13 protein-coding genes are annotated in these 16,349 nt (G+C 60.7%); 7 read left to right on the forward strand and 6 right to left on the reverse strand.

Annotation, left to right across the window (positions count from 1 at the left end):
• Positions 1 to 138 precede the first annotated feature (138 nt).
• Positions 139 to 1,566: a UDP-N-acetylmuramate:L-alanyl-gamma-D-glutamyl-meso-diaminopimelate ligase gene (mpl, locus tag IWX85_RS02840; RefSeq protein ID WP_196868684.1), complete on the reverse strand. Its 1,428-nt coding sequence runs from the start codon at positions 1,564 to 1,566 to the stop codon at positions 139 to 141.
• Between the two features lie 232 nt (positions 1,567 to 1,798).
• On the opposite strand from mpl, the gene IWX85_RS02845 reads away from it, so the two are divergent.
• From IWX85_RS02845 to IWX85_RS02875, 7 genes are all read left to right on the forward strand, one after another.
• Positions 1,799 to 2,395 (forward strand): hypothetical protein, encoded by a 597-nt coding sequence (locus IWX85_RS02845; protein WP_196868685.1) that lies wholly within the window; start codon positions 1,799 to 1,801, stop codon positions 2,393 to 2,395.
• A gap of 3 nt (positions 2,396 to 2,398) precedes the next feature.
• Positions 2,399 to 2,935 carry a TlpA family protein disulfide reductase gene (locus IWX85_RS02850; RefSeq protein ID WP_370584182.1) on the forward strand — a complete coding sequence of 179 codons (537 nt, stop codon included), beginning with the start codon at positions 2,399 to 2,401 and terminating at the stop codon, positions 2,933 to 2,935.
• Between the two features lie 336 nt (positions 2,936 to 3,271).
• Positions 3,272 to 3,727: an acetyl-CoA carboxylase biotin carboxyl carrier protein gene (gene accB, locus IWX85_RS02855; protein ID WP_036809094.1), complete on the forward strand. Its 456-nt coding sequence runs from the start codon at positions 3,272 to 3,274 to the stop codon at positions 3,725 to 3,727.
• A 73-nt stretch (positions 3,728 to 3,800) separates the two neighbouring features.
• Entirely contained in the window at positions 3,801 to 5,150 is a 1,350-nt protein-coding gene (gene accC / locus IWX85_RS02860; RefSeq protein WP_036809096.1) for an acetyl-CoA carboxylase biotin carboxylase subunit, read from the forward strand.
• A 423-nt stretch (positions 5,151 to 5,573) separates the two neighbouring features.
• Positions 5,574 to 6,464, forward strand: a complete 891-nt coding sequence (gene prmA / locus IWX85_RS02865) for a 50S ribosomal protein L11 methyltransferase (protein ID WP_036813259.1) — start codon at positions 5,574 to 5,576, stop codon at positions 6,462 to 6,464.
• Positions 6,465 to 6,529: 65 nt separating this feature from the next.
• A complete protein-coding gene (locus IWX85_RS02870; protein ID WP_196868686.1) occupies positions 6,530 to 7,627 on the forward strand; it encodes a zinc-ribbon and DUF3426 domain-containing protein in 1,098 nt (365 codons plus the stop codon).
• 17 nt (positions 7,628 to 7,644) lie between these two features.
• Positions 7,645 to 8,547 carry a carbohydrate kinase family protein gene (locus IWX85_RS02875; RefSeq protein WP_036809102.1) on the forward strand — a complete coding sequence of 301 codons (903 nt, stop codon included), beginning with the start codon at positions 7,645 to 7,647 and terminating at the stop codon, positions 8,545 to 8,547.
• A gap of 249 nt (positions 8,548 to 8,796) precedes the next feature.
• On the opposite strand, the gene IWX85_RS02880 is transcribed toward IWX85_RS02875, so the two are convergent.
• The 5 genes from IWX85_RS02880 to IWX85_RS02900 form a co-directional block, all read right to left on the reverse strand.
• A complete protein-coding gene (locus IWX85_RS02880; protein WP_196868687.1) occupies positions 8,797 to 9,426 on the reverse strand; it encodes a histone in 630 nt (209 codons plus the stop codon).
• A gap of 206 nt (positions 9,427 to 9,632) precedes the next feature.
• On the reverse strand, positions 9,633 to 10,799 hold the full coding sequence (locus IWX85_RS02885) for a ribonucleotide-diphosphate reductase subunit beta (protein ID WP_036809107.1): 1,167 nt from the start codon (positions 10,797 to 10,799) through the stop codon (positions 9,633 to 9,635).
• 158 nt (positions 10,800 to 10,957) lie between these two features.
• Positions 10,958 to 13,867 (reverse strand): ribonucleoside-diphosphate reductase subunit alpha, encoded by a 2,910-nt coding sequence (locus IWX85_RS02890; protein WP_196868688.1) that lies wholly within the window; start codon positions 13,865 to 13,867, stop codon positions 10,958 to 10,960.
• A 442-nt stretch (positions 13,868 to 14,309) separates the two neighbouring features.
• Entirely contained in the window at positions 14,310 to 14,909 is a 600-nt protein-coding gene (gene ampD / locus IWX85_RS02895) for a 1,6-anhydro-N-acetylmuramyl-L-alanine amidase AmpD (RefSeq protein WP_196868689.1), read from the reverse strand.
• A complete protein-coding gene (locus IWX85_RS02900; RefSeq protein WP_196868690.1) occupies positions 14,896 to 16,344 on the reverse strand; it encodes a sigma-54 dependent transcriptional regulator in 1,449 nt (482 codons plus the stop codon). The genes ampD and IWX85_RS02900 overlap by 14 nt, the downstream gene beginning before the upstream one ends.
• Positions 16,345 to 16,349: the final 5 nt, after the last annotated feature.

A 16,349-nucleotide genomic window follows, 5' to 3' on the forward strand; every position in this document is an offset into this window, starting at 1 on the left:
CGGTTTACACCTTCCCCGCCGGGAAATACGTATTGCAAAATTGGCGGCACAAGGGGGCCTCAGACGTTACGCGATTTCAGGTCTTTTAACCGTTTTGCGCAATACGGGTGTGCATCAGAAGCTACTGAATAAATAGCATCAAGGCTGCGCCAGCGCTGCCAGCAATTTCGCGTGAATTCCGCCAAAGCCGCCATTGCTCATGCACAGCAAATGGTCGCCTGGCCGGGCAGCGGCGCTGACCTGCGCCAGCAGATGCGCCAGGCTGTCCGCCACCTGGGCGCGTTCGCCCATGGGCGCCAGCGCAGCCCGCGCATCCCAGTCCAGCCCGCCGGCATGGCAGAACGCCAGGTCGGCCTGCGCCAGGCTCCAGGGCAGTTGGGCGGTCATGGCACCGAGTTTCATGGTGTTGCTGCGCGGCTCGAAAATCGCCAGGATGCGTTCGTCGCTTTTTCCCGCACTGTTCAACTGGCGGCGCAGGCCATCGACCGTGGTGTGAATGGCCGTCGGGTGGTGGGCAAAATCGTCATATACCGTGATGTCGCCCCCTTTGCGCTGCACCACGCCGCGCACTTCCATGCGCCGCTTGACGTTATGGAACGACGCCAGCGCCTCGGCGGCTACTTGGGGCGCCACGCCGACATGCTCGGCCGCCGCCATGGCCGCCAAGGCATTGCGCTGGTTGTGCATGCCGCTGATGTCCCACTGCACCCGCGCCACGGCAACGCCCGCCCTGAACACCTTGAAGTCGCCAGGTTCGCCCCGCGCGCTGAAGCCACCGTGATCTGGCGTGCTGCCAAACGGCACCTGTTCGCTCCAGCAGCCCTGGGCCAGCACACGCTGCAGGCTGGCTTCGTTTGCATTGACGACCACCCGGCCCTGCGACGGAACGGTGCGGACCAGGTGATGGAACTGCCGCTCGATGGCCGCCAGGTCATCAAAAATATCCGCATGGTCGAATTCGAGGTTGTTCAAAATTGCCGTGCGCGGGCGGTAGTGAACAAACTTGCTGCGTTTGTCAAAAAACGCGGTGTCGTATTCATCGGCCTCGATCACGAAGGCATTGCCCGTGCCCAGCCGCGCCGACACGCCAAAGTTCAATGGCACGCCGCCGATCAGAAACCCGGGCTGCAGGCCGGCGCATTCGAGAATCCATGCCAGCATGGCGGTGGTGGTGGTCTTGCCGTGCGTGCCGGCGACGGCCAGCACATGGCGCGGGCCGGTGGCATGGTGCGTCGGGTGGTGAAGCACATGGCCCGAGAGCCATTGCGGGCCGCTGGTGTAGGGCTGGCCGCTGTTCAGAATAGCTTCCATCAAGGGGTATTTGGGACTGCCGTCCGGCAGGCGCGCCCGGGACACCACGTTGCCCACCACGAACACATCGGGCGCCAGCGCCATCTGGTCGGCGCCGTAGCCTTCGATCAGCTCGATGCCCAGGCCGCGCAACTGGTCGCTCATCGGCGGGTAGACGCCGGTGTCGCAACCCGTCACCTTGTGCCCCGCCTCGCGTGCCAGCGCGGCCAGGCCACCCATGAACGTCCCGCAGATTCCCAGAATATGTATGTGCATCGCCCATATTTTAGGGAGGCTATTTCAGGCCGCTATTTTTTATAAAAAATAAGCTTCCGGCGCAATCAGGATGTGCGCAAGCAGCTATATATTTCATAGCGAACGAAGATGGCCCTGAACTTTGCGGGCAGGCGCGGCCCTAATGTGGGCACAATTGCTTTCAACGCCTTCGGGCTGACTTTCAACTCCCTGACCCTTCGCTTCTGGCTCCGCAGGCCGGTCGACCCTGAAATTGAATACCCTCAAATCTGAAATTGCCGCCACGGCCGCGGCGCTGGTGGTGGAAGAAGGGCTGGAATACGGTCCGGCCAAACGCCGCGCGCTCAAGCAGCTGGCCTTGCCGGCACGCACGGCCTTGCCCGACAACGGCGAAATGGAAGACGCCGTGCGTGACTACATCGCGCTGTTTTGCGCCGAGACCCAGCCGGCCGAACTGGCTGCGCTGCGCGCGCTGGCGCTGGTGTGGATGCAGCGTATGGCGTCGTTTCGGCCTTACCTGGCCGGCGCGGTCTGGCACGGCACGGCGACCCGGCTGTCGGACATCTATATCCAGCTGTTTTGCGACGATCCGAAATCGGCTGAAATCGCGCTGATCGAGCACAACGTCGATTACGAGCCGCGCACCGTGACCGGCTTTACTGGCGGCAGCGTCGAGGCGCTCTCCCTGAGCAGCCTGTGCCAGGCGCTGAATGAAAACATCGGCGTTCACCTGATGGTCTATGACCATGACGACCTGCGCGGTGCCTTGCGGCCAGATGCCAAAGGCCGTTCACCGCGCGGTGACCTGGCTGCCGTGCAAAAATTGTTGACTACCCCTTCAGGAGCCTGACCCGTGAATCGCAGAAACATGCTGTATGGCGGCGTTGCCGCTGCGGCCGCCCTGGCCGGTGCCGGCGCTGCCTGGTGGAAATTCCAGCCGCACGCGACATTGAATGGTCCGTCGGCCAAGGCCGTGAGCGATGCCTTCTGGGCAGCCAGTTTTGACTCGCCTGACGGCAAGCCCTTGGCCATGGCCAGTTTTCGCGGCAAGCTGCTGCTGGTCAACTTCTGGGCCACCTGGTGCCCGCCCTGCGTGGAAGAACTTCCACTGCTGGATTTTTTCTACCAGGAAAACAAGGACAAAAACCTTCAGGTAGTGGGCCTGGCGGTGGACCAACCCAGTGCGGTGCGTACCTGGCTGCAGACCCGTCCGCTGAATTTCCCGGTGGGCATGGCCGGCCTGGGCGGAACCGAGTTGAGCAAGTCGCTTGGCAATACGTCGGGCAGTCTGCCCTTTACCGTGGTTTTCAGCCCTGCCGGCGCGCTGCTGCATCGCAAGATCGGCAAGGTGACGCCTGAAGAACTGGTGCAGTGGACGCACCTGGTCTGATCGCCGGACTGGCGGGCGTTGCCATTCTTCGCACTGACCTGAAGTGCCCGGGGCTCGGGAGTGGCCAGCCGGCAGGTTTTGAGAGCGCCGGGTTTTGCCCTCCCGGCCACGAACTGCTGGCTTTGCCGGATACACCTTGAGGTACACTCTGGATTTTTTCGGCGCCAAGGCACTCTGCGTTGTCTGGTATTCATTATCGGATACGCGCCGTAAAGCGAAATAAGAGAAAGTAAGCGAATGAAGAGGGGAAATCGGCCCGACACGCCACCTTGCTCTTCGTTTAAACCGCGCGTCCATGGACCGCAAGCCAGCCTCCACCTCCGTTGGAAAGAATCTATGGATTTAAGAAAACTCAAAACCCTGATTGACCTTGTATCAGAGTCCAATGTGTCCGAGCTTGAAATCACGGAAGCCGAAGGCAAGGTGCGAATCGTCAAGTCCAGCGGCGTTCCGATGATGATGATGCACCAGCCTGCCATGAACATGGTGCCCAGCCACCAGGGCCAGACGGCGCCGCCGCAGGCTCCAGTGCCCGAGGCGCCAGTGGCGCAAGCTGCCGGCCATGCGATCAAGTCGCCGATGGTCGGCACCTTTTACCGCTCGTCGAGTCCCGGTTCCAATCCTTTTGTTGAAATCGGCAGCGTGGTCAAGGAGGGCGACACGGTCTGCATCATCGAGGCCATGAAGATCCTCAACGAAATCGAAGCCGACAAGTCGGGCACCGTCACCAAAATCCTTTCCGAAAACGGCCAAGCCGTCGAATATGGCCAGCCCCTGTTCATGATTGAGTGATCGGGCCTGTTGCCCTTTATCGCCAGACCGGCCGGAACGCCGGCCCCATCGGCCAGACCAGGTACTTCGACGCATGTTTAAAAAAATACTGATCGCCAACCGCGGCGAGATCGCCCTGCGCATCCAGCGCGCCTGCCGGGAACTCGGCGTCAAGGCCGTGATGGTCTATTCCGAAGCCGACCGCGAGGCCAAATACATCAAGATGGCCGACGAAGCCGTCTGCATCGGCCCCGCGCCGTCGTCGCTGAGCTACCTCAACATGCCGGCGATCATTTCGGCGGCCGAGGTGACCGACGCCGAGGCGATCCACCCGGGCTATGGCTTTCTAAGCGAGAACGCCGATTTTGCCGAGCGGGTCGAAAAAAGCGGCTTCAAGTTCATTGGCCCATCGCCCGAGTCGATCCGCCTGATGGGCGACAAGGTGTCGGCCAAGCAGACCATGCTGAAAGCCGGTGTGCCCTGCGTGCCGGGTTCCGAGGGCGCCTTGCCGGCCGATCCGGCTTTCATCAAGCGGGTGGCCAAGCAGATCGGCTACCCGGTCATCATCAAGGCCGCTGGCGGCGGCGGCGGACGCGGCATGCGCGTGGTGCACACCGAAGCCGCACTGCTCAATGCCGTGCAGATGACCAAGGCCGAAGCCGGCGCGGCTTTTGGCAATCCGGAGGTCTACATGGAGAAATTCCTGCAGAATCCCCGGCATATCGAAATCCAGATCCTGGCCGACCAGTACAAGAACGCGGTCTGGCTGGGCGAGCGTGATTGCTCCATGCAGCGCCGCCACCAGAAAGTCATCGAGGAAGGCCCGGCGCCCGGCATCCCGCGCAAGTTGATCGAGCGCATCGGTGCGCGCTGCGTGACAGCGGTCAAGAAGTTTGGCTACCGTGGCGCGGGCACCTTCGAGTTCCTTTATGAGGACGGCGAGTTCTATTTCATCGAGATGAACACACGGGTCCAGGTCGAGCATTCGGTCACCGAATGGATCACCGGCATCGACATCGTCAGGACGCAGATCATGGTAGCGGCCGGTGAGCGCCTGCCCTTTGCCCAGCGCGACATCCAGATCAGGGGACATTCCATCGAATGCCGCATCAATGCCGAAGACCCGTACAAGTTCACGCCTTCGCCGGGACGCATCACCAACTGGCACCCGCCGGGCGGCCCCGGCGTGCGCGTGGACTCGCACATTTATTCCAACTATTTCGTGCCGCCCAACTACGACTCGATGATCGGCAAGATTATTGTGCATGCCGACACGCGCGAGCAGGCGCTGGCGCGCATGAGTGCAGCACTGGGCGAAACCGTGGTTGAAGGCATCAGCACCAACATTGCGCTGCACCGCGAACTCATGGTGGATGCCAAGTTCATGAGCGGCGGCACCAACATCCACTACCTCGAAGAGTGGCTGTCCAAGCGTGAACGCTGAAGAGATGGCCCCCACGGTCGCTCACTGCGTGTGCTTCCTGCCCCCCGAGGGGGCCGCTGCGCCTGCGGTCTGGCAAAGCCAGCCCCGCGGCCCTGGCTGGGAGGGAAAGCCCCCACGGTCGCTCACTGCGTGTGCTTCCTGCCCCCCGAGGGGGCCGCTGCGCCTGCGGTCTGGCAAAGCCAGCCCCGCGGCCCTGGCTGGGAGGGAAAGCCCCCACGGTCGCTCACTGCGTGTGCTTCCTGCCCCCCGAGGGGGCCGCTGCGCCTGCGGTCTGGCAAAGCCAGCCCCGCGGCCCTGGCTGGTAGGGAAAGCCCCCACGGTCGCTCACTGCGTGGAGCTTTCTGCCCGAGGAGGCCGCTGCGCCTGCGAACTGGCAAAACCAGCCCTGCGGCCCTGGTTTGAGCAGACTGTTGTGGATAAATGATGTTTGAAATAATCTTGCTAGCCCCTGTTGCCCAGGTCGAAACCCTCAGCGATGCGCTCGACGCGCTGGATGCGCTCAGCGTCTCCGTGGAAGACGCCGATGCCCACACGCCGGCCGAACAAGCCCTGTTTGGCGAACCCGGCATGCCGCCGCCCAAGGCGGGTTGGGAGCGCTCGCGCATTGTGGCGCTGTTTGCTACCGATTCCTTGGCGCGTGAAGCGGCGAACCTCTTGCAGATGCAGGATTTTTTTGCCGGCTGCCAGTTGGTCGCCATCCAGATGGTCCCCGAACAGGACTGGGTGCGGCTGACGCAGTCGCAGTTCACACCGGTCGAGATCACGCCGGAATTCTGGATCGTGCCGACCTGGCATGAACCGCCGGCGCAGGCGAAGCAAGTGATCCGGCTCGACCCGGGGCTGGCGTTTGGCACCGGCACGCATCCGACGACACGGATGTGCCTGCGCTGGATTGCTGGCCAGGGTGTTGCCGGGAAACCATTGGGCCGGGTGTTGGACTACGGCTGCGGCTCCGGCATTCTGGCCATCGGCGCTGCCAAGTTTGCCGCTCAGGAAATCGATGCCGTCGATATCGACGAGGCCGCTGTGGAATCGACCCGCGCCAACGCCCAGGCCAACCATGTGCAGCTGCAGACAGGCCAGCCCGACAAGGCTGTGGGCCTTTACCAGACGGTGCTGGCTAACATTTTGGCCACGCCCCTGCGCGTGCTGGCGCCACTGCTGTGCGCGCATGTGCAAGCAGGTGGCAACCTGGTGCTGGCCGGCATTCTGGATCGTCAGGCCGATGAATTGAAGGCTGCCTACCTGCCTTATTGCCAGCTGGAGGTTCATGATGCGCAGGAAGGCTGGATCCTGATGACGGCGCAGTTCTGAGCGTGCTGGCGTAACCCAGCGTCTGGCCCGGTGTGTCTTCGCAACTTTTCAACCCATTGCGCCCGATGAGCCAGATCACCCGCTGCCCTTCCTGTGCGACGATGTTCAAGTTCGTTGCCGGCCAGCTCCAGGCGGCGCAAGGCTGGGTGCGCTGTGGTCAGTGCGGCGCAGTGTTTGAAGCGTCGCTGCATCTGGTTTCAAGCAGTACGGGCGGGGCGGATGCACTGCCGCACGCCTTGCAAGACTTGGCGGATAAAACCGCCTTGCCGCCGGAGAAGGTTCCGTTATTTCCTCTGCCTGGTCATGCGACTGGCTGGCCGCCGGAATCCATCAAGGAACCTGCCGATGGTGCGTCTGCCGTAGCACCGATGCAGCCTGCTGCTTCAGTTAGCCATGACATTTCACGCATGCCCTTGCCTGACGAAAAGCCGGTCACGCATGCGCTTCGTACAGGCCCCGAAACTGTCGATCTTTTGGCTGGGAGTGAGGGGCGGCATGAGCCGGTCTTCAGTGCCGAGGGCTTCAATTTCAAGCCTTTCGCTGCGACGCCACACGCCAGCGGGCAGGATCTACAGGATTCTGCGTTGCGGCAGGATTCCCGGGAATTTCCCGATGTGTCCTTCGTTCGCGAAGCGCAGCGCGAGAATTTCTGGACGTCGCCGCTGGTTCGCAGCGTACTGTGCGTGATCTGCCTGGTGCTGGCACTCGCATTGGTGCTGCAATGGGCTGTCCGGCAAAAGGATGCTTTGGCCGCGCAGGCGCCACGACTTGCGCCCTGGCTTCAGGCCATGTGCCGCCCCTTGGGCTGTGAGGTCAGGCCATTGCTGCGCATTGAATCGCTGGTGATCGAAAACGCCAGCTTCAGCCGGACCGGCCCCGATGCCTATCGCCTGAACTTCACCCTCAAGAATACCGGCGATGCGAACCTCGAAATTCCGGCGCTGGAAGTCACCCTGACCGACAGCCATGACCAGGCCGTGGTGCGCCGGGTGGTGATGCCAGCGGAGTTTGGTGCTACGGCCACCACGCTCGCTGCCTATTCGAAGCTGGCTGGCGCCTTGATCCTGACAGTCGATGGCGCTGGCGGGCAGGGGCCTGCACCTGCGGTGCAAACTGGTTTCCTGCCGGTGGCCGGCTACCGTATCCTGGCTTTTTATCCCTGAACTGAATCGAGAACTGAATGTCTTCTGTAATTTGTGGCTCCCTGGCCTTTGACAACATCATGAGCTTCGAGGGCCGGTTTGCCGAGCAGATACTGCCCGACCAGCTGCACATCCTGAACGTGTCCTTCCTTGTGCCCGCGCTGCGCCGCGAGTTTGGCGGTTGTGCCGGCAACATCGCCTACAGCCTCAAGCAACTGGGTGGTTCGCCGCTGCCCATGGCGACCGTGGGCATTGACGGCGCCGACTACCTGGAACGCATGCGGGCGCAGGGTATCAGCACCGAATTTGTTCGCATGGTCGATGATCTCTATACCGCGCAGGCGATGATCATGACCGATCGCGACAACAACCAGATCACGGCTTTTCACCCCGGCGCCATGACCCAGGCCCATGTCAGCCGGATTGAGGCGCGCAGCGACATCAAGCTGGGCATGATCTCGCCTGATGGCCGCGATGCCATGCTCCAGCATGCAGAACAGTTCAAGGCCGCCAGCATTCCCTTTGTTTTTGACCCTGGCCAGGGTCTGCCCATGTTTGACGGTCAGGAGCTGGCACATTTTGTCGATTTGGCAAGCTGGGTCACGGTCAATGATTACGAAGGCCGGATGCTATGCGATCGGACCGGCTTGTCATGCGCCGAGTTGTCACGCCGTGTGCAAGGCCTGGTGGTAACACTGGGCGCAGAGGGCTGCGAAGTCTGGGTTGATGGCGAAAAGACCCTGGTACCACCGGTAAAAGCCAGCGCGGTGGTGGATCCGACAGGTTGCGGCGATGCGTTCCGTGGCGCGCTGCTGTTTGGACTGGAACAAGGCTGGTCGTTGGTCCGTTGCGCGGCGCTGGGGAACCGGGCAGGTGCGCGCAAGATCGCCAGCCGCGGCGGGCAGAACTATTTGTTGGATTTGGCTGAAATTAGTGTTTAGCGCAAATGGATTGAGCGCTTCTAGCTATAAAAAAAGTAGCATAAAGTCTGGCGATTGGGTATTAGCTGGTCAGGCAGGACATTTTTCCGAATTCGTTTTTCGGCGGATGGCACACGTTACGCTAAAGCGAAGGCCGTGACCGGCCTGCTGGCAATGCTGAAATTGCAAGGCGCATGTCGGTATAAAAGAATACATTGAAAAAGCCCGACGTTTTGCAACATCGGGCTTGGGGCGCAAGGCCTGAAAAACTTAAGGCTTGCTGCCCTTTGGGAAGGGCCAGGACGCCTGCGGGCTGATGGTTGTCTGAGCCGTTGGCGTGGCTGCTTGCGTCTTGGCGGCAGGTTTTTTCTCTGATTTCTCGACTTTTTCCGCTTGCACCGCTTTTTTTGCCGCCGGCTTTTTTACTGCTTCAGCGGTTTCTGCCGGCTTGGATTCGGCCTTTTTTACAGCGGATTTTTTGGCCGTTGCAGCTTGAACGGCTGGCTTTTCAGCCGCTCCCGTTTTGGGCGCTGCTTTCGCAGGGACCACTTTTTTAGCCGCTGCCGGTGTCGCAGGAGGCTTTGCCGCTGCGGTTTCAGGTGACTTGACCGCGGCTTTTGCGGCTGCCTTTTTCGCCGCTGGCTTGGGAGCTGCAGCAGGTTTTGCGGCTGGAGCGGGCGCCGGCGTCACTTTTTCAGCTGCTGCCTTTTTCGCCGGGACTTTTGCCGCCGCTTTCTCTGGTGCCTTGGCAGAAGATTTTGCCGGAGCCTTTTTGGCCGCCGGCTTCGGAGCCGCAGTTGTTGCTTGCGCCGGTGCTGGCGCAGCTGTAGCGGTCACTTTTTTGGGTGCTGCTTTCGCAGGAGCGGCTTTTTTTGCCGCTGGTTTTTTCGCAGTTGCCATGGTTTTCTCCTCGATCAGTTTGCAAAAAGCACTTCGTCTGGGGTGCAGGCGAAGTGATTCGCGGCATGGGGCCTTCGGATCACCGGGCCCCGTGCCGCAAACACAGGCGCAACGGTCCCGGCGCACTCTGGGGTGCTGGCCTGGACCATTGCGAATCTAAAAATCATTGTTGTGTGGACCTTGTGCTTTTTGTCAATCGTATGCTGTCAATCCCAGGAGAGAGCACCGCCAGACTGGTATTCGATCACACGAGTTTCAAAGAAGTTGCGTTCTTTTTTCAGGTCAATCATTTCGCTCATCCACGGGAACGGATTTTCCTCGTTTGGAAAAAGCGTTTCAAGTCCGATCTGCGTGGCACGGCGGTTGGCGATGTAGCGAAGGTAACCTTTGAACATGGAGGCGTTGAGACCCAGTACGCCGCGCGGCATGGTGTCTTCGGCATAGCGGTATTCGAGTTCTACGGCTTTCATGAAGAGGGCGTTGATCTCGGCCTTGAATTCGGCAGTCCAGAGGTGGGGATTTTCCAGCTTGAGCTGGTTGATCAGGTCGATGCCAAAGTTGCAGTGCATCGACTCGTCGCGCAGGATGTACTGGTACTGCTCGGCCGCGCCGGTCATTTTGTTTTGCCGGCCCAATGCCAGAATTTGTGTGAAGCCAACATAGAAGAACAGGCCTTCCATCAGGCAGGCAAACACGATCAGTGACTTGAGCAGGGTCTGATCTGCTTCGGGCGTGCCAGTCTTGAAGGTTGGATCGGAAATCGCTTCGATGAACGGGATCAGGAACTGGTCCTTGTCCTTAATGGACTGCACTTCGTTGTAGGCGTTGAATATCTCGGCCTCGTCCAAACCCAGCGACTCGGTGATGTACTGGTAAGCGTGGGTATGAATGGCTTCCTCGAAGGCCTGGCGCAGCAAAAACTGGCGGCATTCGGGCGCGGTGATATGGCGGTAGGTGCCCAGCACGATGTTGTTGGCAGCGAGCGAGTCGGCTGTCACGAAAAATCCGAGGTTACGCATGACGAGCCGGCGCTCGTCATCGGTCAGGCCATTGGGGTCTTTCCACAGCGCGATGTCGCGGGTCATGTTGACCTCCTGAGGCATCCAGTGGTTGGCGCAGGAGGACAGGTATTTCTCCCAGGCCCACTTGTACTTGAATGGCACCAACTGGTTGACGTCGGTCTGCCCGTTGATGATGCGCTTGTCGGACGCCTTGACGCGCTTTGCCTTTGCGGCAGGCGCAGGCGCTTCAGCCGCTGGATGCGCTAAAGGAGCATGAGAAGGCGACGTGACATCCGCTGAGCGGCTGGCTGGCAAATCGCTGGGGTAGGAAATCTGCAAAGATGGTTTGACTTCTTCGTCCCAGGTCAACATAGGAAATTCCAATACTTGAAGATTATGAAAGCAGCGGTGAAAAATGAAAAGTGTTGATTCGCGCCGCTACGGGGTTTTGTTGTGCAGTTGCACCGGCTTTTTGCGTCCGATTCAAAGCGAGTCGAACAGAAAATTCCGGTCAGCAATGCGCAACTTTTTTATTGACAGGCTTCGCAGCCTGGATCGTCAATCGCGCAGAACTTGATGTCGGTTGCAGGTGACGCGCTCATCTGTGCCTGCGCGGCTGCCGCTGCCTTGTCGATGGCGCTCATGCCCGCGGCCGCCGTTTGCGAACCTGAAGACACAGAGTTCATCTTGCCGGCGGTGACGGTTGATTTCTCGACGTGCGTGGCACTTTGGGTGCGCAGGTAGTAGGTTGTTTTCAGGCCCCGAACCCAAGCCAGCTTGTAGGTTTCGTCCAGCTTCTTGCCCGAGGCGCCGGCCATGTAGATGTTGAGCGACTGCGCCTGGTCAATCCATTTCTGGCGGCGCGATCCGGCTTCCACCAGCCACGAGGTTTCGATTTCAAATGCCGTGGCGTACAGCGACTTGATGTCCTGGGGCACGCGGTCGATGGGCCGCAGCGAGCCGTCGAAATGCTTCAGGTCCACCACCATCACGTCGTCCCACAGGCCGAGCTTTTTCAGGTCGCGCACCAGGTAGTGGTTGATGACGGTGAACTCGCCCGACAGGTTGGACTTGACCGACAGGTTGCCGAAGCAGGGTTCGATGCAGGCATCGACGCCGATGATGTTGGAAATCGTCGCGGTGGGGGCAATGGCGACGCAGTTTGAGTTGCGCATACCGTCTTTTGCAATCTTCTGGCGCAGCGCGTCCCAATCGAGCGTCGCGGAGCGGTCCACTTCGACATAGCCGCCGCGTTCCTTGGCCAGCATGTCCAGCGTGTCGAGCGGCAGGATGCCTTTGTCCCACAGCGAACCCTGGTAGCTGGCGTACTGGCCGCGTTCCCTGGCCAGTTCGGTCGAGGCCCAGTAGGCGTGGTAGCAGATGGCCTCCATCGACGTGTCCGCAAATTCCACTGCTGCCTGCGATGCATAAGGCACGCGCAACTCGTACAGGCAGTCCTGGAAACCCATCAGCCCCAGTCCGACCGGGCGATGCTGCAGATTGGAATGGCGGGCCTTTTCCACGGCGTAGTAGTTGATGTCAATCACGTTGTCCAGCATGCGCATGGCCGTGGTGATGGTCTTTTTCAGCTTGTCGTGGTCGAGCGCGCCGTCTTTCAGGTGCTGGACCAGGTTGATCGAGCCCAGGTTGCAGACGGCGGTTTCGGTTTCGCTGGTGTTGAGCGTGATCTCGGTGCACAGGTTGGACGAATGCACGACGCCGACATGCTGCTGCGGCGAGCGGATGTTGCAGGCGTCCTTGAAGGTGATCCACGGATGGCCGGTTTCGAACAGCATCGACAGCATCTTGCGCCACATGTCGGTGGCCTGCAGCTTGCGCGAGGGCTTGAGTTCGCCGCGCTCGGCGCGCGCTTCGTAGGCTACGTAAGCCTTTTCAAAGTCCTGGCCGTACTTGTCGTGCAGGTCGGGCGTGTCGGACGGCGAGAACAGTGTCCAGCTGCCTTTTTCCATCACGCGGCGCATGAACAGGTCGGGAATCCAGTTCGACGTGTTCATGTCGTGCGTGCGGCGGCGGTCGTCGCCGGTGTTCTTGCGCAGTTCCAGGAATTCCTCGATGTCCAGGTGCCAGGTTTCCAGGTAGGCACAGACTGCGCCCTTGCGCTTGCCGCCCTGGTTGACCGCCACGGCGGTGTCGTTGACGACTTTCAGGAAGGGTACGACGCCTTGCGATTCGCCGTTGGTGCCCTTGATGTGGGCGCCCATGGCGCGCACCGGCGTCCAGTCGTTGCCCAGGCCACCGGCAAATTTTGACAGCAGCGCGTTTTCCTTGATGGCGTCGTAGATGCCGCCCAGGTCGTCGGCCACGGTGGTCAGGTAGCACGATGACAGCTGCGAGCGCAGCGTGCCGGCATTGAACAGCGTCGGCGTACTCGACATGAAGTCGAACGACGACAGGATTTCGTAGAACTCGATCGCGCGTTCTTCGCGATTTTGCTCATTGAGCGACAGGCCCATGGCCACGCGCATGAAAAAGGCTTGCGGCAACTCGATGCGCTGCTTGCGAACGTGCAGGAAGTAGCGGTCAAACAGCGTTTGCAGGCCAAGGTAGTCGAACTGAAGGTCGCGTTCAGGCTTGAGCGCCGCGCCCAGGCGCGCCAGGTCGAACTGCTGGAGTTTTTCGTCCAGCAGTTCGTTTTTCACGCCCTTGGCGATGAACTCGGGAAAATAACTTGGGTAGCGCAGCACCATGGCTTCATGGTTGACTTCCTCGCCCAGCACTTCCCGGCGGATGGTGTGCATCAGCAGGCGCGCAGTGGCGTAGGTGTAGTCAGGGTCCTTTTCAATCAGCGTACGGGCCGCCAGGATGGACGCCTTGTAGACCTCGTCGATGGGCACACCGTCATAGAGGTTGCGCATGGTTTCCGAAACAATCGGGTCGGGCTTCACGTCGGCGCCGAGGTTGGCGCAGGAGGCCTGGATCAGCGCCTGCAGGTTGGCAATGTCGAGCGCCACCCGCTTGCCGCCATCCATGACATGCAGTTGCGGCACGGCAGGCGTCTGGGTCTGCAGTTGCCGGGTTCGCTCCTGGTTGTGCTTTTCGCGGTACAGCACATAGGCGCGGGCGATTTCGTGGTGACCGCCGCGCATCAGGCCAAGTTCAACCTGGTCCTGCACATCCTCGATGTGGAAAGTGCCGCCGCTGGGGCGTGAGCGCATCAGCGCGCGAACGACGGCCTGGGTCAGGGTGTCGACGGTTTCGCGCACACTGGCCGATGCCGCGCCCTGGGTGCCATGGATGGCTAGAAAAGCCTTCATCATGGCAACGGCAATCTTGTGCGGCTCGAATGCGACGACCGAGCCATTGCGGCGAATGATCTGGTAGTTGGCCAGCGCGCCGGAAACAGCCAGTTCGGTGTTGCGGGTAGAACTGCTGACGGGAACATTGGATGAATGGGGCACGGCGTAGGGTGCTGTTTGCATGATTTCCTCTGAATTTTTTGTGGCGAACAAGTGATATGCGGGATCAGTAAAAAGAAGAGGCCTGTCGAAAACCAGCGTTTCGACAGACTGGTTTTCTCTTCAATTGGGTGACCAGTCCCAAATGGGCTGATTGATGGTTAAGCACTATACCTAGTGTCTGACGCCGCTGCAACCACTACCGGTAGTGTACCGTTGCCTGGTGTTGTCGGTATCCAACCTGGCTTTTTTATTATTTTTTAATGCCGTCAAAGAGCTCCGGTTTTCCATGCGACCTTGCGCAAGCCTGATGGAATCAGGCTTTTCGATACCCGGCCTAGTGCTGGCGCGGCTTTCCGCCGGTTTTGGTTTGCAGACGCTTATAAAGCCTCGACAGGCAAGATGTTCAGGCTGGGATCATGGCATGCATGCAGGGGCCTGCAAGTCGACACACACGAGAGTGCCCTCAAGCAAGTCGGGGTAAATACCGATTGGGCAAAGCCAGTGAATCCTGCAGCAGGCGCCAGTCGAAGCCAGGTCCCGGGTCTAGTTTTCGCCCCGGCGAAATATGCTCGTGTCCGGCGATATGCGCCACGGGATAGGCCTGCATAAGCGCTGCGCACAGGCTGGCAAGTGTTTCATATTGCGGTGCTTCAAAAATGCTTCCTTCCAGGCCTTCGAGTTCGATGCCAATCGAGTCGTCATTGCACTGGCTTCGTTCCCGGTAAGCCGAGTGGCCGGCATGCCAGGCACGGTCGTCGCAGCCGACGAATTGCCAAAGGGCCCCTGTGCGGGTGATAAAAAAGTGCGCTGAAACCTCAAGTCCCCGGATGCCCTGGAAGTAGGGATGCGCGTCCCAGTCGAGCTGGTTGGTGAAAAGGCGCTGCACGTTGCCATTGCCGAATTTCCCCGGCGGCAGGCTGATTGAGTGAATCACGACCAAATCAATTTTCGCGCCAGCAGGGCGCTGATTGACGTTCGGCGACACCATGGCCCGCGCATGCCGATACCAGCCGTGCTGCCACAAGCCAGTGCCTGGCGGCAGGCCTGCTTCAGGCAAGGTCATCGAGGGCTTCGGCCGCATCATCGTGGCCTGGCGTGGTGATTCCCAGGCGGGCAATGCGGTAGCGGATCTGGCGCAGGCTCAAACCCAGCCGGATGGCGGCAGCCGTGCGGTTGAAACCGGTTTCCTGCAATACCTTGACCAGGATGCTTCGCTCCTGCTGGTCTAGAAAATTTTGAAGATTTTCTGGAACTGCTACAGGCTGCTCTGGCGGCGTGTCAACCTGCGACAGACTGTCTTCACCCAGGGCGACAGCCCGATGCAGGATATTTTCCAGTTCGCGGACATTGCCGTTGAGCGGCAGCGAACGCAGATGGGCGAGCACCGCAGGATTCAGCACGGGTACCTCCAGGCCGGATTCCTGGCAGATCCGGGCCAGCAGGGCATGGCAAAGTGCTGGCAAATCGTCCAGCCGTTCGCGCAGCGGGGGCACCGTGATCTCGATCACATTGAGCCGGTAATACAGGTCCTGGCGAAAACTGCCAACCTCGACCCCCAGTGCCAGGTCCTTGTGGGTGGCGCTGACGATGCGAACGTCGACCATGTCTTCCTGCGGCGAGCCCAGCGGCCGTACGGTGCGCTCCTGGATCGCCCGGAGCAGCTTGGACTGCATGGCCAGCGGCAGGTCGCCAATCTCGTCGAGAAACAGCGTTCCGCCCTTGGCCGCCTGAAAGTAGCCCTGCCGGTCCTGCACCGAGCCAGTGTAGGCACCCTTGCGCGCGCCAAAGAACTCGGCTTCGAGCAGGTTTTCGGGAATCGCGCTGCAGTTGACGGCCACAAAGGGATGGGCCGCACGGTGGCTGCAGCCATGCACGGCGCGCGCCACGAGTTCCTTGCCGGTGCCGGACTCGCCGCGAATCAGTACTGGCGCCATGCTGCCGGCGACCTTCACGATGCGTGACTTGACGGCTTGCATCACGGGCGTTTGACCGACCAGCTTTTGCAGGATGGGCGCCGCGTCAGGCGGTTTGCCGGGCGCCGGGACAGCCGCCCCGGCCGTTGGGCTGCGGCTATCGGCCTTGGCAAGGGCCTGGCTGACGTTTCGGGTTTCCTGCACGGCCGACGCCACCACACTGCGGAACTGCTGGAGGTCAACCGGTTTGGTGAGGTAGTCAAAGGCCCCGGCCTTCAGTGCCTCGACCGCATTTTTGGCCGAACCGTGCGCCGTGATGACCACGCAGCGTTCTGCGCGTTGCTGTTGGGCCAGTTCGCGCAGCAGTTCAAGCCCCAGCCCGTCAGGCAGGCGCATGTCGGTGATCACCGCATCGAACCGGGCGGCTCCAAGATGTTCGCGAGCCTGTTGAATCGTGCCGGCGGCTTCTATGCGGTAGCCCTGCCGAAGCAGCGTCAACTCGTACAGGGTGCGCAAGTCGGGCTCGTCGTCAACGATCAGGATGCGGGCGGGTAAGGGTAAGGGTGCGGGTGCTTGCGAATGCATGATTT

The organism is Polaromonas sp. CG_9.11 (assembly GCF_015752225.1).
Taxonomy (GTDB): Bacteria; Pseudomonadota; Gammaproteobacteria; order Burkholderiales; family Burkholderiaceae_C; genus Polaromonas.

Coding starts and splice junctions, on each gene's coding strand:
- mpl (WP_196868684.1), bottom strand. CDS start 1,566: ATGCACATACATATTCTGGGAATCTGCGGGACGTTCATGGGTGGCCTG.
- accB (WP_036809094.1), top strand. CDS start 3,272: ATGGATTTAAGAAAACTCAAAACCCTGATTGACCTTGTATCAGAGTCC.
- accC (WP_036809096.1), top strand. CDS start 3,801: ATGTTTAAAAAAATACTGATCGCCAACCGCGGCGAGATCGCCCTGCGC.
- prmA (WP_036813259.1), top strand. CDS start 5,574: ATGTTTGAAATAATCTTGCTAGCCCCTGTTGCCCAGGTCGAAACCCTC.
- IWX85_RS02870 (WP_196868686.1), top strand. CDS start 6,530: ATGAGCCAGATCACCCGCTGCCCTTCCTGTGCGACGATGTTCAAGTTC.
- IWX85_RS02875 (WP_036809102.1), top strand. CDS start 7,645: ATGTCTTCTGTAATTTGTGGCTCCCTGGCCTTTGACAACATCATGAGC.
- IWX85_RS02880 (WP_196868687.1), bottom strand. CDS start 9,426: ATGGCAACTGCGAAAAAACCAGCGGCAAAAAAAGCCGCTCCTGCGAAA.
- IWX85_RS02885 (WP_036809107.1), bottom strand. CDS start 10,799: ATGTTGACCTGGGACGAAGAAGTCAAACCATCTTTGCAGATTTCCTAC.
- IWX85_RS02890 (WP_196868688.1), bottom strand. CDS start 13,867: ATGCAAACAGCACCCTACGCCGTGCCCCATTCATCCAATGTTCCCGTC.
- ampD (WP_196868689.1), bottom strand. CDS start 14,909: ATGACCTTGCCTGAAGCAGGCCTGCCGCCAGGCACTGGCTTGTGGCAG.
- IWX85_RS02900 (WP_196868690.1), bottom strand. CDS start 16,344: ATGCATTCGCAAGCACCCGCACCCTTACCCTTACCCGCCCGCATCCTG.